Origin of the sequence: Neobacillus kokaensis (assembly GCF_014656545.1) — a bacterium.
Taxonomy (GTDB): Bacteria; Bacillota; Bacilli; order Bacillales; family Cytobacillaceae; genus Neobacillus; species Neobacillus kokaensis.
Genome location: NZ_BNDS01000028.1, coordinates 346 through 19,019, shown reverse-complemented (window position 1 = coordinate 19,019; position 18,674 = coordinate 346). Strand labels below are relative to the sequence as shown.

Here is an 18,674-nt window from a genome sequence, read left to right as displayed (position 1 = left end):
AGCTTCCGTTATCCATGACTATAGCCGAAGCGGATGGAAGCGTCAACCATAATGTGTGAATTTTCAGCTGGACTAAGCAGTTGATTTTTAAAGTCGCAGATATTCTTGTGAAACTCGCAGATAAAATGTCCCAACTTGCAGATATCCAAGTCAAACCCGCAAATAAAAAATAAATATAGTCAAAGAAAGGAGGCATTTAAATGTCCTCACTCCATCTTATGATATTCATCCCGTTTATCTTTGCTATTATTGTCCCGTTTATCCATAGACAGTGCATACAGCGCGTCCATACAGGCTGGTTCGTGCTCGCTGTCCCGCTTTCCATTCTTCTTTATTTAATACCGTATATCCGAGCTGTTTCAATAGGGAAAACCATTCAGCTGGAGCTGCAATGGATGCCTTCATTAGGGATTAATTTCACCGCCTATTTAGACGGTTTGGCACTGATCTTTGCCCTGCTGATAAGCGGAATTGGTGCGCTTGTCATTTTATATTCCATATATTATTTATCCAAGGAAAAAGAAGCATTAAACAACTTCTATGTGTATCTGCTCCTGTTCATGGGAGCGATGCTTGGACTCATATTCTCCGATAACATTTTCGTTTTATACGTATTTTGGGAACTGACTAGCATCTCTTCATTCCTATTAATTGCTTACTGGTATCAGCGGAAACATTCTCGCTATGGCGCCCAAAAGGCGATGCTGATTACCATTGCCGGCGGACTTGCTATGCTCGCAGGCCTGATTTTGCTTAGCATAATAACGGAAACTAACAGTATTCGTGAAATGGTGAGCATGGTTGGAGAATCAGAAAAACACAAATTGTTCCTTCCGGCCATGATTTTTTTACTGCTAGGAGCCTTTACTAAATCTGCACAGTTTCCCTTCAGTATCTGGCTGCCCGATGCAATGGAAGCACCGACACCGATTAGTGCCTACCTGCATTCAGCGACGATGGTCAAAGCTGGGATTTACCTTGTTGCCAGGTTCACTCCGGTGTTTGGCGGCAGTGCTGAATGGTTTTGGCTGGTTTCCGGGGCGGGTATTATCACGCTTCTTTATGGTTCTATCAATGCAGTCCAGCAAAAGGATTTAAAAGCGCTGCTCGCGTATTCAACCGTCAGCCAGCTAGGTTTAATCATGAGCCTGTTGGGCATCGGCTCAGCTGCGCTTTATTTAAAAACAGGAAACGAATCGTCAGTCTATGCATTTGCTGTAGCTGCTGCCCTTTTTCACTTAATTAACCATTCAACTTTCAAAGGCAGTCTATTCATGGTGGTAGGGATTATTGACCATGAAGCGGGGACGCGGGACCTCCGCCGTTTAGGAGGGCTGGCGGCTCTGATGCCGGTGTCGTTTACTTTAGCTGTCATTGGCAGTTTTTCGATGGCTGGGCTTCCGCCATTTAACGGCTTCTTAAGTAAAGAGATGTTTTTTACAAGCATTCTAACCCTTATTGAGCAGCCGGTATTTGGCATCAGGGCACTTGCTATGCTGTTTGCCATTGTTGCCTGGACAGCCAGCGTATTTACCTTTATTTACTGCATGATTCTAGTGTTTAAAACTTTTACTGGTAAACATCATCCGGAAAAATTGGATAAACAGGTTCACGAAGCACCGCTTGGTATGCTGGTGTCGCCGATGGTATTGGCCTCCCTTGTCGTGATGATTTTCTTTTTTCCGAATGTTATCGCCGATTATTTCCTCAAACCCGCTTTAGCGGCGGTTGTCCCAGGGCAGGCAGGCCTTGATATTCATATTAGCCCGTGGCATGGCTGGAATGCAGAAGTAATCATGACACTTGGGGTAATTGGCTGCGGCATCCTCTTATATCGAGGTTTGAAAAAATGGTTGCCGGTGTATCAGCGATATCCAAAAGGATTAACATTCAATCATTTATATCAGCTGACGCTTGAGGGAATGGAAGGACTATCTTTTAAGGTCACAAAGCGTTATATGACGGGGATAGTTCGGGATTATCTAGTATACATTTTCTTTACAATCATACTGGTTATAGGTGGAGCATTGTGGCTGCTGGACGGAATCAGTTTCTATTTTTCAAATAATGCTCCGGTGAATGCGTATGAAATGGGGATTGTTGTTGGTATGATCGTCGCCGCACTGACCGTTCTGTTGGCGAAATCAAGGCTGACGGCGATTATCGCTCTTGGCGCTCTTGGGCTGCTCGTTTCACTATTGTTTGTCGTCTTTAGGGCGCCCGATCTAGCTTTGACACAGTTAGTAGTAGAGACTGTTACAACCGTCTTGTTTTTACTATGTTTTTATCATTTGCCGGAATTACGCAGGGAGAAGAGTAAGCTCCGCTTTAAGTTAACCAATCTGCTTATTTCACTTGGTGTCGGTGCAGTTTTTACTGTACTTGCTTTATCGGCAAACAATCACCGTTTTTCGGAAACGATCTCAAGCTTTTTCGAAGATTCTTATACTCTTGCCGGGGCAAAAAATATGGTCAATGCCATCCTCGTTGATTTCCGCGGCTTAGATACGATGCTCGAAATCCTCGTGCTAGCCATTGCTGGGCTTGGAGTATTTACTTTAATCCATTTAGGTGATAGCGGTCAGGCGGTTAAAAGCAATCTACTAGAAAAAATCAAATCCAATGATGTGATTTTACGAACGGTAACAAAGGCCGCAAGCATCATTATTTTCACCTTTGCCATCTATCTCTTTTTCGGGGGGCATCACAACCCGGGCGGTGGATTTGTTGGCGGTTTAAGCAGTGCTGCAGGATTGATTTTGCTTTATCTTACTTTTGACAGCGAAACGATCCGCGAAAATATTCAAGTAGACTTTAAAAAATTAGCGGCGGCAGGGGTGCTGATTGCCGTTATGACGGGAGCGGGTTCCTTCTTGTTTCAAGCGCCGTTTTTGAGTCAGACTTTTGGTCATGTCGAGCTGCCTGTATTCGGGGACACTGAACTGGCAACCGCCCTGATTTTCGATTTAGGGGTTGCCCTGGCTGTTGTTGGGACAGCGATGACGATTATTCTAACGATAAGTGAGGATGAATCATGATGGAAATACTCATGTCACTGCTCGTAGGTTTGTTTTTTACGATTGGAACGTATTTAATTTTATCGAAAAATTTAATGCGGATTATATTGGGCACTTCAATTATTACTCATGGCGTCCACCTGCTGATTTTAACGATGGGCGGCTTGAAAAACGGGGGACCGCCGCTTCTTGGTGAAAGCTTCGCGGCCTTCACGGATTCCCTGCCGCAGGCGCTGATTTTAACGTCAATCGTTATTAACTTCGCCGTTACCGCCTTGTTTCTCGTGTTAAGCTATCGTGCTTATAAAACATTAGGGACAGTGGATATTGAGGAAATGCGGGGGACCGCCGATGAATAATGTAGTAATTCTGCCAGTTATTATTCCTGTCATTGCAGGATTAATGATGGTGTTGTTTCGAAAAAAAATCCGCCTTCACCGTTTGCTCAGTGTTCTGGCATTATTTGCACTTTTATTAGTTTCGATCTTTTTAATTTTACAAATTGAAACTGTAGGTATTCAAGTTTTGCAAGCTGGAGGATGGCCTGCTCCGTATGGCATCAGCTTTGTGGCAGATATGTTTGCAGCACTCCTGCTATTAAGCGCAAGTATAGTTGCGTTATTCTGTTTGCTTTATAGCTTTCGGTCGATTGGCCGCGAAAGGGAGGAGCATTATTTCTATCCGTTGTTTTTGTTCTTAATCGCTGGGGTGAACGGGTCGTTTTTGACGGGAGATTTATTTCATTTATTTGTATGCTTTGAAGTGATGCTGATTTCGTCCTATGTGTTGATATCACTCGGAGGGACCGGGCGGCAGCTGCGGGAATCGTTGAAATATATTTTGGTAAATGTCGTTTCTTCATCCTTGTTTTTGGTCGCAGTGGCCTATTTGTATGCTTTAACTGGGACGTTGAATTTCGCTCATCTTTCCGTTGTGGTTGCCAAGGTTGGCCAAGAAGGTTTGATGACAACGGTGGCGCTTTTATTTTTACTTGTCTTTAGTATTAAATCAGCGCTGTTCTTGTTCTTTTGGCTGCCAGAGTCGTACAGTGCACCGCCGACAGCGATTGCTGCAATATTTGCAGCACTGCTGACGAAGGTTGGGCTTTATACGATTTTTCGCATGTTTACATTGATTTTTTACCATGAACCGCAAATTACTCACCAGTTCATTGGCGTGCTTGGGGCAGCGACGATGGTTTTGGGCGCGTTCGGAGCAGTTGCTTTTTCTGATATTAAAAAAATTCTTACCTATAATGTGATTGTCGGGGCGGGGTTTGTGATCGCCGGGTTAGCCGCATTTACTGCTGATGGGGTCATGGGTTCGGTGTTCTATCTTCTTCACGACATACTCGTCAAGGGGCTGATTTTCCTTATAGGCGGAGCAATTATTCGGTTAACAGGTACTAGTAATTTGAATGAGGTCAGCGGGTTAATTCGTTATCACCCTTATTTAGGCTGGATGTTCTTTATCAGTGCCCTTTCACTGGCTGGAATCCCGCCGTTGAGCGGGTTTGTAGGGAAAATTTTCATCACAAAAGGAACCTTTCAGGCGGAATATTTCTGGCTCGGGGCTGTCGGGTTACTAACGAGCTTAATGGTTTTGTATTCGCTAATGAAAGTATTCATGAATGTCTTTTGGGGTGAAACGACCTTGAGCAAGGAGAAGGAAAAAGGCACAACAAAGGGACTGGTCCTGCCGATTTCCGGTTTAACAGCTTTGTCAGTTATGCTTGGGCTTGGTGCTGAAGTTATCCTGCCGTACGTAAGGATTGCAGCTGAAACCTTGTTGGTTCCTTCGCAGTATATTAAAGCGGTCTTAGGATTGGGGGAATGATGAATGGCGCTTCAGGTTTTGATTAATTTGTTAGTCGCTTTTTTATGGATGTTCCTCCAAGATGAGTGGAGTATGTTGTCCTTTTTCAGCGGCTATTTGGTCGGGATTCTGATCGTTTTTGTCTTACGTCGCTTTTTCCCGTCATCCTTTTATTTGAAAAAGTGCTTTGCCGCGGTTTATTTGTTTTGGGTGTTTTTTCGGGAGTCCATAGTCTCAAGTATTTATGTGATTGGTCATGTTATCCGGCCGAGACTTAAGATCACACCTGGTATTTTCAGGCTTGAAACGGAGCTTGAATCCGACCTTGAAGTAACGCTTTTGGCTTTGTTAATTACACTTACCCCGGGATCAGTGGTCATGAAAGTGACTCCTGATAAAAAGGCGTTTTATGTCCATGCCTTAAATCTGCCGGATTCGGTGATAGCCGTAATTAGTTCGAAAAATAAATTCGAGCATGCGATTAGGAAGGTGACCCGATAATGTTTCAAATCTTTTTATCTGGCTGTTTATTTTTTCTATTATTATCGATCCTAGCGGCACTATATAGGGTGGTGAAGGGACCCTCAATGCCTGACCGGGTGATGGCGCTCGATAATATCGGTGTCAATTTGTTGGCGGGAATTGCCATTTTATCAATATTTCTTAGAACATATGCTTTTTTCGATATTATTCTCTTAATCGGGATTCTTTCGTTTGTCGGGACAATTGCATTTGCTAGGTTTTTGGAAAGGGGTGTGGTTATTGAACGGAATCGGATACATTGAGTGGATTGTCGGCGGTCTTGTTTTGATCGGTGTGGTGTTTAGTTTTTTAAGTGCGGTTGGGTTAATTCGCTTCCCTGATGTATATACCCGCGCCCATGCAGTTTCAAAAAGCGCCAATTTAGGTGTCCTATGTATTTTATTGGGAACGTTTCTATATTTTTTAATAGAAGATGGCTATTTCAGCATTCGACTGCTTCTTGGGATCTTCTTTGTGTTTCTGACCTCGCCTGTTGTCGCCCATCTGCTAAACCGTGCTGCTTACCGCAGTGGTGTTGCGATGGCGGAAGACAGCGTGCGCGATGATTTGAAGGAGTATTTGGAGAGGGATGAGAGAGTGTGATGGTTATGTGAAGCGAGCGAGGCTTCTACGCGACCGGAGAGGCCGAAAAGAGAACCCGAGGGTAGAGTAGAAGGTGACTACGCGGCCGAAGAGTTGGAAAAATGAATCTGAAGAGAAAAGCATTGAGTTGCGTTTACAGCCCTCTAGGATGAAAATCGATTCAGAGAGCAAGTACTGTCAAATGAGGTTAGGGCTTAGTTTAATCCAAGCTCTTTCTTTGTATATTGAATGGTAAACGGATGCATTCTAATATCGTTGGTATTATAGGCAATCTTTTCAAAAGGAGCCCTTGTACTATGTATTCATTCCGAGGGGATGCCCACAGGGTCTATCTGAAACTGCAAAAAACAGTACATAAAAAAGCAGCGGTCAGCCAATTAAAGGAGCTTAAAGAAATAGAAGAGATCATCCGCTTTTATCATTCGTTGGAAAGCAGTGCACTCAGACTAATCTATTATCGAATGGTAAAAGAAAAGAATGGGTCAGGTTTTGTTCTGATTTTTGTCACTTCTTTTCCGTGGCTGCTGCTCATGTTCTCAAAGCAAATCACTGACATATTAGGCAGTTTGCTTTGGGTGATTTTTGGTTTTGTCTACCTGCTAGTTCTAATCATAAGCGTGATTCTCCACTTTAGTGAAAAGGCCTGGGCTGCATTTCATATGGAAATTATTCAAGATGTCTTATCAGAACGGCAAAAAGAAGAATCTTCAGACTAGAAAACACACCGTCCAGATTAACTTGAACGGTGTGTTTTTAATCCAAATAAATTGGTTGCTCAGGATTTTTTAAAAATTGAAAGGCCATCTCAATTTGCGATTTCGTATTCCTTGCTGCAGATAGCGGAGGGAGGTCATTTTCGGCAAAAAACTTCACAGCACTAGTTTCCACGCTTTCCGCCGGCTGCCCGCCAATAAGCTCACAGAGAATAAACAGCTTATAAACATGATAAAGTGATGGAGGATGAGGGTGACATTTATTATCCGTAACAGCTACCAGTTTGACTGGTTGCACATCATAGCCTGATTCTTCTTTTACTTCTTTTACAGCAACTTCGCTTGGGGTTAAGCCAATATCCGCCCAGCCTCCTGGCAGTGACCAATCACCTTCCGCCCGCTCCTGAACCATCAAAATCTTTCCATCTTTAAAAACTATCGCCCGAACATCTACTTTTGGGGTGGCATAGCCCGTTTCATTGGCGAACAAGTCCTTGATAACATTTTTTTTCAAATCGGTATGCTGTGATACAATGTCGATGCTAATTTCTCTGATTAATTCAAATCGCTCAAGGTCATAAACATCTTTAGAATAGGTTAATCCTGCCTGCGCAATGGACTGCAGCTGTTTTGCCCATTCCAGCCATTTCGATTCCATAACATTCACCACCTGCTTGTCTACTATTTATTATTATCATATTACTTTTTTTAGCATTTGACCCAACCCTTGCCCTTTGATCCCTAAATTCCACAAAATTACAAAAAAAACCTTGAAAGTGAAAAACAAATCCAGTAATATATAATTACGTTAATTTTGAAAGGACTGACCAAAGGGCCGATGAACAACTAATCCTAATTTAGAAACAATTCGGATCAAACGAAATTTATTCTGGATAGGATTAGTGCGGCCATTTTTATATACAAGTACATCACACAGTGATGTACTATGTCTTTTTGTGCCAAAACCTCCTGTCCAGATCTAGTGGATATGGAGGTTTTTTTATGGAACAAGTAAATTCAAATGTAACGATAGGAGCATTGTTTAGGAATAAAGTAATTCAAACATTGCTGCTTTCGACATTTTTCCTGCAAATTGGTATATGGGTAAGAAATTACTCAATCTTGCTATTTGTTGTGGAAAAAACAAATGAAGACCCTGTGGCAGTATCACTTATTTCAGTCGCAGAGTTTGCCCCAATTTTTCTATTTTCTTTTATCGGAGGTACTTTCGCCGACCGCTGGAAGCCAAAACGGACGATGATCTGGTGTGACTTTCTAAGTGCCGTTTCAATTTTTGTGGTACTTTTGGCCCTTGTTTTTGGAAGCTGGAAAGTGATTTTTTTCGCCACGTTAGTGTCTTCGATTCTGTCACAGTTTTCACAGCCTTCGGGGATGAAACTGTTTAAGCTCCATGTGAAGGAAGAGTTAATTCAAATGGGGATGTCAATTTATCAAACGATATTTGCCCTGTTTATGATTCTCGGTCCAGTTCTAGGAACTTTTGTGTACCAGCATTTCGGTATTGATGTGGCAATCGCCATTATGGGTGTTGCGTTCTTGCTTTCGGCGGGGATTTTATTTTTACTGCCAGCTGATTATGAGCTCGAGGAGAAAGCGGAGGATTCTACGATTATCCAAGAAATGAAGGCTGGGTTCAGGTATGTGTGGAACAGCCGTGCGCTCACCTTACTAGGCGGCTGCTTTGCCGCTGCTGGATTGGCATTAGGCCTAACGCAGCCGCTTGCTGTTTTTCTTGTGACTGAACAGCTTGGGCTGCCGAAGGAGCAGCTGCAATGGCTGATGGCGGCATTTGGAACCGGGATGATTTTAGGGGGCGGTTTGACAGTAGGAATTGCTAAAAAAACACCGCCGCAAATCCTGCTTGCATTAGGAATGACGGTGAGTGCCATCGGATTTTTTGTGATGGGATTATCTGAAACGTTCTGGCTGACCTTGACGGCGGAATTTTTTAGCGGACTGTTCATGCCGTGTATTCATATTGGAATCAATACGATGATTTTGAAAAACACGGACGCTGCTTTTATTGGCCGTGTTAATGGGATCTTAAACCCAATCTTCATGGGAACCATGGTCATCACGATGACAGCGAGCGGCTGGTTGAAAAAGACATTTTCACTAGTGGCTATGTACGAAACAACCGCTCTCCTATTCATTATAGGCATCCTTTTCCTTGTTCCATTATTCAAAGGAGAAGCTGTTTTGAAAAAGAGCGAAAGGGCTTAGGTAGTTGTAGTTTGGGTGTTAGGCACCATGTGAATTTTTCACATGGTGCCTGACACCCTTTTTAAAATTAATGGTAAAATAGGTAAAATGTAGTGAAGGGTGGTTTATGATGGATGTGATAGATAAAGCGATTCAGATTGCGGGTAAAGCACATGATCGGCAATATCGGAAAGGGACGGATATTCCGTATATCGTTCATCCGGTTGGGGTTGGGATGATTTTACTGAAGGCTAGGTATAGTGATCAAGTGGTTGCGGCGGGAATCCTGCATGATACTGTTGAGGACACTGAACTCACATTAGAGGATATTGAACGGGAGTTTGGCCATCAGATAGCTGGAATTGTGGCTGGTTGCTCGGAGCCGGATAAGTCGAGGTCGTGGGAAGAGCGGAAGGAACATTCGATTGAGTTTCTGAAAACTGCCTCCATTGATATCCGAGTCGTAGCCTGTGCTGATAAGCTGGATAATATTCGTTCAATTATTAATGATTACGAATATTATGCAGAAGAAGTTTGGATAAGGTTTAAGCGCGGCAGAGAACAGCAGAAATGGTATTACACAAATATCATAGAAAGTCTGAGATATAAAGGAAGTTTCAACCTAGTAGACGAATTAGAAAAAGAAGTTACTCAATTATTTAGTTAGGAATCTAGGGGGAATAATTTTGGAAATTAGACTATTAACTCCGACCGATGCACAAGACTATTGGGAATTAAGGCTTGAGGCCTTAAAACAAAATCCGGAAGCATTTTTAACCAGTTATGAGGAAGCGGCAAAGAGAGAGACCCCGATTGATCAGGTGGCAAGAAATCTATCCACAGCGGGTAACTACACATTCGGTGCCTTTGACGGCCAGAAAATAATTGGCATGGGTACGTTACTCCATGAAAGTTCCGTTAAAATACAGCATAAAGCCAACATTTTCGCCGTTTACGTAACACCTGAAAAACAAGGTCTTGGGGCAGGAACGGGATTGCTTACCGCAGCCATCGAAAAAGCAAAAACAATTGAAGCTATAGAGAAAATCAATTTAACTGTAAACGCCAGCAACGAAAAAGCAAAAAAACTCTATACCAAACTAGGGTTTCAAACATTTGGATACGAAGAAAAAGCCCTTAAAATCAACAACACCTACTATGACGAAGAATATATGGTCCTTCATATTAAATAGATTTATTAGTTTAGTGTCAGGCACCATGTGAAAATTTCACATGGTGCCTGACACTAATTTTTTTGGTAGAATAGGATGTAGAAATGGAAGGTGGCATGCTGGATGACTTTCTACCAAGTTCTGGTTTTTATACATATTGTTTCTGCTATTATGGGAATGGGGCCGGGGTTTATTTTGACGACGGTGGTGAAATCGGGTAAGACGATGACTGAGTTGAGACATTCTTATGCAATTAGGCATAGGCTTCATATATACGTTATGATTGGCGGGATCATGCTCCTTGTTACTGGCTTATTAATGGGTATATTGAATACATATCTGTTCCAAATGGGGTGGTATATCACCAGCCTTATCCTATTTTTAGCCGCACTAGCGATTGGGCCGCTTGCCCTGTCACCGAGGTCAAGACCTATTAAAACCCTACTGGAAACTCATAAAGGTGAAGATATCCCTGAAGAGTATACGCGATTAGCAAAAGAACTTTTTCTATATGAACATATTGAAAACGTCATTTTCTTCATTATTATTGCACTTATGATTACAAAACCTTTTTAATACGATAAAAAAACTTGGGTTCACATATCCGCCCAAGTTTTTTTAAGATATCCTTTAATGATTATATTTGCTAGTTCCCGAATATCCGCCGGGAACTGTTTTTATGTTATAAATAAAATAATAATATTTATACACAACAATCAGCAGCAGTACAACCCTAGCTATCCAACTATTTACTAAGATAAAGGCAATCGCAATCATCGCATCGGCAAAAAGCAGGATGGTGAGCTTCTGCCTTAAAGTCATCGCCCGTTCTCTGACGAAAGACTCTAAATGCTTCTTATATAGTTTCGTCCCTTTAAACCAGCGTTCAAAACGTTCCGATCCTTTAACAAAACAGAACGAAGCCAAAAGTAATAAAGGGGTCGTCGGGATTAAAGGTAAAATGATCCCCAAAATACCAGCGCCAAGAGCGATGAAGCCGCATATTATATATATTATTTTAATGATTTTTGCGATATCGGCCGCCCCCCTTTAGATAATACACACTTTCTCTCCATTATAGCATTATAATTTCTACGGTGGAAAAATTTGAACAGCTCGTCATAGTTTTGATAAGCTTGAAAAAGATCATGCTTTTTAAGGTACGATTACATATCACGTTCTACCTCTGATTCATTTAAAATGCATCATATAAGGAAATTCAAGGAGAGAGTCTGTATGACGAAGGAATCAATACTTGTTGTGGAAGACGAAGAGAAAATTGCCCGGCTTTTGGAGCTTGAACTAGAATTTGAAGGATATTCCGTGACAAAAGCTCTGGACGGAATACAAGCACTTGAAGCCTACCGCACTAGAAACTGGGATTTGATTTTATTAGATGTCATGCTTCCCGGTTTAAGCGGCATTGAAATTTTAAGAAGAATTCGGGCGAATGACAGCCATACCCCCGTACTGTTATTAACGGCGAAAGATTCAGTAGAAGACAAAGTCTCAGGACTTGATTTGGGGGCGAATGATTATATCACGAAGCCGTTTCAAATTGAAGAGCTTCTGGCAAGAATCCGGTCCGCACTCAGGTTTAAACCGGCAGAACAGCAAGAGGAAGCTGACTGGCTGGCGATTGCTGATTTAAAGCTAAACGAAAAAACAAGAGAGGTCATAAGAGGCGGTGCTCAAATTGAATTAACCCCAAGAGAATTTGACCTTCTTGCATTCCTTTTGAAAAATAAACGCCAGGTTCTGCAGCGCGAACAGATTTTAGAAGCAGTTTGGGGCTATGACTTTTTAGGCGATACCAATGTTGTTGATGTCTATATTCGATATCTCAGGAAAAAAATTGATGTATCTGATGAACCATCACTTATTCACACTGTTCGCGGTGTAGGGTATGTCATAAAGGAATCAAGATGAAGCTAAAGAGAAAAATCAATTTATATACCGCTGTATTGTTTACAATCCTGCTGCTGTTAATGAATCTATCCGTTTATTTTTTATTTAGCGGACTTATGTTGAATTCTCAGCTTGATATTGCAAAAAGTGAAGCTATTAAAACGTCAGAAGCCTTTAATGAATCGCTTGGTACGATTCCTGACCGAGATTTATTGCGCGCTTATGTACCTGTTACCGGCATGATTCGGATTGTGCGTACGGATTTAAAAAACACCATCACAGTTACATCGCAGACGGAACAAATTTTAAGTAAACAAAAGGCAGTTTATTACAATGGAGAAATCATCAAAAAGCTTGAAATCGGGAAGCAAAGCTATATTTTTGACTCTATGCCGATTATTTTGCACGATGGTAATGTAGCTAATTTGCAAATTTTTAAAAATATCGATATTACAATGGAGATTATCAAGACATTACGTATTGTTCTGACATCGGTGACAATATTGGCCTTGATTCCTGCCTTTATTTCCAGCAGTGTGCTTAGTAATTTCATTACAAATCCAGTAACCACGATGATTAACACAATGCGGGAAATCAAGGAAAGCGGCCATTTTAAAAGGCTTGCATTAAAAGCTGAATCAAAGGACGAGCTGTATCAGATGGGAGAAACCTTCAACCATATGATTGATTTATTGGAAGCCAATTTTGAAAAACAAAAGCTATTTGTATCCAATGCTTCGCATGAATTTAAAACACCGTTGACAATTATTGAAAGCTATGCCAGCTTATTAAAAAGACGAGGAGCGAATGACCCTAAGCTTTTTGAAGAATCGATTGAGGCCATACATTCTGAGGCAGTCAGGATGAAGGACATGACCGAGCAGCTGTTAATGCTTGCCAAACATCATGAGAGATGGGATATCTTGCCGTCACGCTTCAATTTGGTTGAATTAGTAGAGCAGACGGTAAAAGCCTTTCAAGGTGCTTATCATCGAAAAATTATTTTAGACGGGGATTTCTTACCTACTATTACTGTTAAAACAGATGAACAAAAGCTGAAGCAGCTTTTATTTATATTCTTGGATAATGCAAGGAAATATAGTGACGATATGATTATGGTTTCACTTGGAATCGATGGAGAAGAGGCTTGTATTCGGATTATGGACAAAGGGATAGGCATTTCTGAAGATGAACTGCCTAAAGTGTTTGATCGTTTTTATCGAGTGGATCAAGCAAGAAGCCGTAAAAGCGGCGGCACTGGCCTGGGGCTTTCTCTTGCAAAGGAGATTGCGGAAGCCATTGACATTAGAATAACCTTAGAAAGCAAGGAAGGGACTGGTACAACAGCCTCCCTTTTTATTCCGCTTTAACCGAAAATGGAAAAATTCCTTTTTTCTCAGCATTTTCTCATTTTTGTTAGTGATAATGGAGACAAAGAAATGGAATGAGGTATAAAAAATGAGAAAAAAAAGATGGATTTGGATCCTTATCAGTATTTTTACACCTGTCATTTTGTTTATCGGGTTTCTACAATGGAATGGAGTAAATTCAAAAGCAGAGGCTTTATCAAAAGAGAAAGCAACCGACCTTGTTGAACAAAGGTACAAAGGGAAAGTCACGAAAATTAATCAAGAAGCTGAACAATATACGGTTGAGATGACCCGAAATAATATCCGTTATGAAATTAAGCTTCGGTCAACTGGCGAGGTTTTGTCCTTTTCAAAAATAGACAGTAAAGAAAAACAGAATCAGCTGCAAGTAAAAACAGAAGCAGAGATTAAAAAACTCCTTTTAACTGAATTTAAAGGAGAAATCATTTCCTTTAAAAAACATGTGGAAAAAAATAGAGAAGTATATGACGTAGTATTAAAAAGCAAAGAACAAAAGTCAATTGTTAAAGTCGACGCCCTTACCGGCGAGATTGTTTTTCGAAAAACAATAGAATTTAACAAGCCAACCGTGAAAGTTTCTGAAGCCGAGGCATCCAGAATTGCTCTTGACCAAGTAAAAGGAAAAGTCGATGATATTGATTTGGAGGAATCGGGGGGTATTTCCTATTATCTTGTTGATATAGATACGCAAGATGATCGCGAAGCGACCATTCAAATACACGCCATTACCGGTGAGGTCTTGTCTGTTACTTGGGATGATTAATTGAAGTTATAATGGTTTCTCATTGAATTCTAATCTTTCTTTCCTTTTCCTCTAATCTTTGCAGGTTAAAGTAAAGGTGTAGAAAAGAAAAAGGGAGATGGTTTATGATGAAACGTAAAGTTATTATTGGGTCTATAGCAGCAACAGTTTTATTAGGCGGGGCTATGGCGGCAGGGGCTGCTAAAAACAATCAGCCAGAGGAAAAGGTTCAAAAAGCGGGAAGCGGGCAGGAAATGATCTCACTTGAAGAAGCCAAAGCAATTGCTTTAAAACAACACGATGGGATTGTTGAAGAGATTGAATTAAAGGACCGTACGGGGAAGGCTTATTATGAAGTAGAAATTGAAAAAGACGATCAGGATTTTGATATTAGAATCGACGCAAAATCAGGAGAGGTTTTAGTGTCTAAAGACCTGGATGATAATCATGAGGATCAGGAACACCTATCAACTCCGAATAAAAATCTACTGACAGCCCAAGAGGCAAAAAGAATTGCCGAAGATAAAATAAACGGGAAAGTCGTGGAAATCGAATTCGATGATGAAGACGGCCAACCAGCCTTCGAAGTGGAACTCAAAACAAACACTGGGGAAGTTGAACTTAAAATCGACGCAGTAACCGGGAAAATTCTAAAAGAAGAACAAGACAACTAAAAAAACGCCAAAAAGCGGGAGAGGTGCCTCTCCCGCTTTTTGGCGTTTTTTATAGTGTTTAGGCACCATGTGAAAAATTTACAAACTGTCCGCCCCAAGCGGACATATGTCCATGAATGGTGTCAGGCACCGATAATTGCACTAGAAATAGTACCGAAAAAATACCAAAAAAACACTAAAAAAGCACTGTAATATTATATTGAAATTATATAAAGTATTTACCAAAATTATTGTAAAATCAAAGGATTTATTAAGGGGAAAATAAAGATAATTTGAAAAGGGATAAATTTTACTGTTGATTTAATGTGAAAAAGAAAATAAAATTAAAAGAGTAAATAAAATGAATAGCGATGAAAGCGGTTTAATATTATTTTAAAATAAAATTAAATCAGTTTACTTAAAGAACAACATAGATTGGAGAGGCGCAAATGAAAAAAATGAAAATTAGTTTAGCGTGGCAAATCTTTATTGGACTTATTCTCGGGATTATTGTCGGTGCTATTTTTTATGGAAATACGCAAGTGGCCGATTTTCTACAGCCGTTTGGGACCATTTTTATCCGGTTGATTAAAATGATTGTTGTCCCAATCGTAGTTTCGAGTATTATTGTCGGGGTTGCCGGTGTTGGTGACATGAAGTCATTAGGGAAACTAGGCGGGAAAACACTCCTATACTTTGAAATAATTACTACTATTGCCATCGTGGTTGGTTTGTTTTTTGGGAACGTCTTCCATCCTGGGTCTGGTATAGACCGAACTCAATTAACGAAAACAGATATTAATACCTATGTTGAGACAGCAAAAACCACAGAGACCCATTCAATGGTAGATACATTCGTAAATATCGTCCCGACAAATATCATTCAATCTTTAGCAAATGGTGATATGCTTGCTATTATTTTCTTCTCTGTTATGTTTGGTTTAGGTATTGCTGCCATTGGGGAAAAAGGTGAACCACTCTTAAAGTTCTTTAGAGGAACAGCTGATGCGATGTTCTATGTCACTAACCAAATAATGAAGCTTGCCCCGATTGGTGTATTTGCCTTAATTGGAGTAACTGTTTCGAAGTTCGGTTTATCATCCCTTATTCCGCTGGGGAAACTTGTAATCGTGGTTTACGGAGCGATGGCATTCTTTATTTTAGTTGTCCTTGGTATTACTGCCAAAATTGTCGGTGTTAATATCTTTAAGTTCTTAAAGTATTTAAAGGACGAACTATTATTAGGATATTCAACATCCAGCTCAGAAACAGTACTCCCAAGGATTATGGAAAAAATGGAAAAGATCGGCTGTCCGAAAGCCATTACATCATTCGTCATTCCAACGGGTTATTCCTTTAACCTTGACGGATCGACCCTATATCAAGCAATTGCGGCATTATTCATTGCGCAAATGTACGGTATTCATATGAGTATTACTCATCAAATTACTTTAGTTCTTGTACTGATGATTACCTCAAAAGGGATTGCCGGAGTACCAGGAGTATCATTTGTCGTTCTTCTTGCGACATTGGGAACCGTAGGTATTCCAGTCGAAGGCCTGGCTTTCATCGCGGGTATCGACCGTATCCTAGACATGGCACGTACATGCGTCAATATTGTCGGAAACTCGTTAGCAGCTATCGTCATTTCCAAATGGGAAGGCCATAAGCTTAATGAGGAAGGCGAGCAAACTGCAGCCTAATTCAAAATACAAAAAGGTGCCTGACATCAGGCACCTTTTTTGAATAATACTTTAATGGCTGTTCATTTCCAGTGCCAATGGCAGGGTTATGGTTACCTCTGTTCCTTCGTTCGGGACACTTTTCAGATAAATTTCTCCGCCATACGTTTCGATAATACGTTTACAGACGGTTAATCCCAAACCGGAACCATCCTTTTTTAGTGTGAAAAACGGGTTAAATGCCTGAGCAATTTGTTCGCTGGTCATCCCCGCCCCATTATCCTTCACTCTTATCATGCATTGATTATTCTTTCTTTCTAGAAAAATACATAACTTTCCACCGTGTGGCATTGCCTGCAGGGAATTCTTTGTCAAGTTAAGAATAACCTGCTTTAATTGATCTTTTACACAAGATACGAAGAGTGGTTCTGGCGAATAATAGGTCATTAATTCAACGTTCATAAAATTAGCTTCAGACTGGATGATTGGTTTAATTTCTGCCACGATATCGTTCGCATTGTTTGTTTTTGAATGATAGGCAGTTGGTTTTCCTAAAAATAATAATTCACTAACAATCGAGTTAATCCGATCAATCTCCGTCTGAATCACATCAAAATAGGCCAGTGCTTTTTCATCGCGGTATTCCTCGCTTAGTAACTTCACCAGCCCCTTGATTCCGGTCAAGGGGTTTCTAATTTCGTGGGCAGTACTAGCGGCCAGCTTGCCAATTAACTCAAGTTTATGGATTTCCGTTTGTTCCTGCTCTTTTTTGACATTTCTTCTTAAAAGAATATATTTAAAAAGTAAATACAATATATTGGAAACTGTTAGTAAAATAAAGAGATATATTAAAAAGGTCCTCCTGCAATCATCTGAATAATTAAAGGTTTTAAAGGCAGAAATGGTCCAAGGAAGCTGGGCTACACTTGTTCTGGAAAATACTGTATTAGTTTTCGGGATTGGTCCGGTTTTAAAAAGTGTTTGTCCAATATTATCAACAACAAGAACCGTTTCACTATTTATTAGGTTTTTAATCTTTTTCTCCATTTCATCGATTCGTAATGATGCAATCAGAACTCCTTTCACCTGTCCGTTTTCGACAATCGGAGTAGAGATTGAGATGATGTAGCGTCCCGTAATACTGCCGATATGCGGCTGTGAAAAGCTCGTCTTTTGTGTTTTTATGGTTTGCTGAAAATAAGGACGTTTGCTTATATTGACAGGGTCATTTATAGGATTGGTCCCAATAAGTAAGTCACCATATGTATTGGCCCAATAAAGGCCTGAAAAACGCGAATCTTTCTCGGCTGTTTCTATAAGTATATCTTTCAATTCATTAAGATTGTTTTCCTGTACTTTTATCGAAGTCGCAAGCATTTCTAATCTGCCGACCGTTTCTCCAAGGAAATTTTCAATATTCATAGCATAATCATTGGCGATTTCCTGTGCCTTGCTCTTTTCCTCAGCTCCCATCACTTTCACCTGATGCTGGGCAATTACATAGCTTATGCTGGCAGCAGGGAGCAATGTAACTAGTATGTATATGAGTATATGATTTTTAACGAAAGATTTAAGGCGGTGAAGAAAAGACAAGGGGATCTACTCCTCAAAAGTTATATATTTAATAATTAAGTTATATTTAGAATATAACTTTTGAACTATCTGTCAAGAATTATTTTGAAAATTTGGACAAGAATAGGACTTTGCCATCGCGTGAATTTTTTATTTTCATATTTTAATAGTAGAAAGGTTTTGAAAAATAGCAAGGAATGGTTAGGCGGTGAAAATAATGCATTATGATGGCCGAAGAAGTCCTTTTTCCTACTGTCTCTTTCCTGGATATCGCTGGTGAGGACCGGGCTGCAGCGGGCCGGGAGCCCCCATTAATGAGGTTGATGGATGTTGTTATAAACATGACCGCTGTCTTAGCAGCGGCAGAAATCCCTGTGAATGCGATTTTGAATTCATAAACTGCTTGGAACATAAACGTAATCCCCGTACGGATGAAGGGATAAAAGCCCAACTTATGTACGACTTTATGAAAATAAAAACACTGTTTACCTGCGGCGGCTGGCCGTGGCAATATTGAAAAGCGGCATCTGGTATGGATGCTGCTTTTTTTTAGGTGTATTGTGATCTCAATCGAGCAGGTGAAGGGGATAAATGGCGATTCTGCCCCGGCTCGGAGGGTTTTCGAGGGTTGCGGTCAAAATGAAGGGTTGATTCTGCCCGT

Annotated in this window: 20 protein-coding genes; 17 read left to right on the top strand and 3 right to left on the bottom strand. The window is 40.7% G+C overall.

What is annotated here, in order from left to right; translation table 11 throughout:
* Positions 1 to 200 precede the first annotated feature (200 nt).
* The 7 genes from IE222_RS21680 to IE222_RS21650 all read left to right on the top strand — a co-directional run bounded on the left by IE222_RS21680 (position 201) and on the right by IE222_RS21650 (position 6,673).
* Positions 201 to 3,038, top strand: coding sequence for a Na+/H+ antiporter subunit A (locus IE222_RS21680; protein WP_191276465.1), 2,838 nt, complete (start codon positions 201 to 203; stop codon positions 3,036 to 3,038).
* Positions 3,038 to 3,376, top strand: a complete 339-nt coding sequence (locus IE222_RS21675; RefSeq protein ID WP_191276464.1) for a Na(+)/H(+) antiporter subunit C — start codon at positions 3,038 to 3,040, stop codon at positions 3,374 to 3,376. The genes IE222_RS21680 and IE222_RS21675 overlap by 1 nt, the downstream gene beginning before the upstream one ends.
* Positions 3,369 to 4,853, top strand: a complete 1,485-nt coding sequence (locus IE222_RS21670) for a Na+/H+ antiporter subunit D (RefSeq protein WP_191276463.1) — start codon at positions 3,369 to 3,371, stop codon at positions 4,851 to 4,853. Before IE222_RS21675 ends, IE222_RS21670 begins: the two co-directional genes overlap by 8 nt.
* Positions 4,854 to 4,856: 3 nt before the next feature.
* Positions 4,857 to 5,333, top strand: a complete 477-nt coding sequence (locus IE222_RS21665) for a Na+/H+ antiporter subunit E (RefSeq protein ID WP_191276462.1) — start codon at positions 4,857 to 4,859, stop codon at positions 5,331 to 5,333.
* Complete coding sequence (locus IE222_RS21660; protein ID WP_191276461.1) at positions 5,333 to 5,617, top strand: Na(+)/H(+) antiporter subunit F1; 285 nt, start codon at positions 5,333 to 5,335, stop codon at positions 5,615 to 5,617. Before IE222_RS21665 ends, IE222_RS21660 begins: the two co-directional genes overlap by 1 nt.
* Positions 5,595 to 5,957 carry a monovalent cation/H(+) antiporter subunit G gene (mnhG, locus tag IE222_RS21655; RefSeq protein WP_191276460.1) on the top strand — a complete coding sequence of 121 codons (363 nt, stop codon included), beginning with the start codon at positions 5,595 to 5,597 and terminating at the stop codon, positions 5,955 to 5,957. Before IE222_RS21660 ends, mnhG begins: the two co-directional genes overlap by 23 nt.
* Positions 5,958 to 6,253: 296 nt before the next feature.
* Positions 6,254 to 6,673 (top strand): hypothetical protein, encoded by a 420-nt coding sequence (locus IE222_RS21650; protein WP_191276459.1) that lies wholly within the window; start codon positions 6,254 to 6,256, stop codon positions 6,671 to 6,673.
* 37 nt (positions 6,674 to 6,710) lie between these two features.
* Here the strand turns inward: IE222_RS21650 and IE222_RS21645 are convergent, their stop codons facing one another.
* Positions 6,711 to 7,328, bottom strand: coding sequence for an NUDIX hydrolase (locus tag IE222_RS21645; RefSeq protein ID WP_191276458.1), 618 nt, complete (start codon positions 7,326 to 7,328; stop codon positions 6,711 to 6,713).
* A 344-nt stretch (positions 7,329 to 7,672) separates the two neighbouring features.
* Between IE222_RS21645 and IE222_RS21640 the strand changes: the two genes are divergently transcribed.
* The 4 genes from IE222_RS21640 (at position 7,673) to IE222_RS21625 (ending at position 10,641) form a co-directional block, all read left to right on the top strand.
* The gene (locus IE222_RS21640) at positions 7,673 to 8,914 is read left to right on the top strand and encodes an MFS transporter (protein ID WP_191276457.1); all 1,242 of its coding nucleotides are present in this window, start codon (positions 7,673 to 7,675) and stop codon (positions 8,912 to 8,914) included.
* A gap of 106 nt (positions 8,915 to 9,020) precedes the next feature.
* The gene (locus IE222_RS21635; RefSeq protein ID WP_308435617.1) at positions 9,021 to 9,560 is read left to right on the top strand and encodes an HD domain-containing protein; all 540 of its coding nucleotides are present in this window, start codon (positions 9,021 to 9,023) and stop codon (positions 9,558 to 9,560) included.
* 19 nt (positions 9,561 to 9,579) lie between these two features.
* Positions 9,580 to 10,086 (top strand): GNAT family N-acetyltransferase, encoded by a 507-nt coding sequence (locus IE222_RS21630; RefSeq protein ID WP_191276455.1) that lies wholly within the window; start codon positions 9,580 to 9,582, stop codon positions 10,084 to 10,086.
* A gap of 102 nt (positions 10,087 to 10,188) precedes the next feature.
* A complete protein-coding gene (locus IE222_RS21625) occupies positions 10,189 to 10,641 on the top strand; it encodes a DUF2269 family protein (RefSeq protein WP_191276454.1) in 453 nt (150 codons plus the stop codon).
* A gap of 54 nt (positions 10,642 to 10,695) precedes the next feature.
* Here IE222_RS21625 and IE222_RS21620 read toward each other — a convergent pair whose 3' ends face one another.
* Positions 10,696 to 11,073, bottom strand: a complete 378-nt coding sequence (locus tag IE222_RS21620) for a YbaN family protein (RefSeq protein ID WP_275671490.1) — start codon at positions 11,071 to 11,073, stop codon at positions 10,696 to 10,698.
* 228 nt (positions 11,074 to 11,301) lie between these two features.
* Here IE222_RS21620 and IE222_RS21615 point away from each other — a divergent pair, with 228 nt between their 5' ends.
* The 5 genes from IE222_RS21615 to IE222_RS21595 all read left to right on the top strand — a co-directional run bounded on the left by IE222_RS21615 (position 11,302) and on the right by IE222_RS21595 (position 16,462).
* A complete protein-coding gene (locus IE222_RS21615) occupies positions 11,302 to 11,994 on the top strand; it encodes a response regulator transcription factor (RefSeq protein ID WP_191276453.1) in 693 nt (230 codons plus the stop codon).
* On the top strand, positions 11,991 to 13,343 hold the full coding sequence (locus tag IE222_RS21610) for a sensor histidine kinase (RefSeq protein WP_191276452.1): 1,353 nt from the start codon (positions 11,991 to 11,993) through the stop codon (positions 13,341 to 13,343). The genes IE222_RS21615 and IE222_RS21610 overlap by 4 nt, the downstream gene beginning before the upstream one ends.
* Before the next feature lie 88 nt (positions 13,344 to 13,431).
* A complete protein-coding gene (locus tag IE222_RS26515; RefSeq protein WP_223282844.1) occupies positions 13,432 to 14,127 on the top strand; it encodes a PepSY domain-containing protein in 696 nt (231 codons plus the stop codon).
* A gap of 104 nt (positions 14,128 to 14,231) precedes the next feature.
* Complete coding sequence (locus tag IE222_RS21600; RefSeq protein WP_223282843.1) at positions 14,232 to 14,780, top strand: PepSY domain-containing protein; 549 nt, start codon at positions 14,232 to 14,234, stop codon at positions 14,778 to 14,780.
* Positions 14,781 to 15,217: 437 nt separating this feature from the next.
* On the top strand, positions 15,218 to 16,462 hold the full coding sequence (locus tag IE222_RS21595; protein ID WP_275671489.1) for a cation:dicarboxylate symporter family transporter: 1,245 nt from the start codon (positions 15,218 to 15,220) through the stop codon (positions 16,460 to 16,462).
* Positions 16,463 to 16,513: 51 nt separating this feature from the next.
* Here the strand turns inward: IE222_RS21595 and IE222_RS21590 are convergent, their stop codons facing one another.
* Complete coding sequence (locus IE222_RS21590) at positions 16,514 to 18,034, bottom strand: ATP-binding protein (RefSeq protein ID WP_191276449.1); 1,521 nt, start codon at positions 18,032 to 18,034, stop codon at positions 16,514 to 16,516.
* A 203-nt stretch (positions 18,035 to 18,237) separates the two neighbouring features.
* Here IE222_RS21590 and IE222_RS26850 point away from each other — a divergent pair, with 203 nt between their 5' ends.
* The gene (locus tag IE222_RS26850) at positions 18,238 to 18,411 is read left to right on the top strand and encodes a hypothetical protein (protein WP_308435616.1); all 174 of its coding nucleotides are present in this window, start codon (positions 18,238 to 18,240) and stop codon (positions 18,409 to 18,411) included.
* Positions 18,412 to 18,674: the final 263 nt, after the last annotated feature.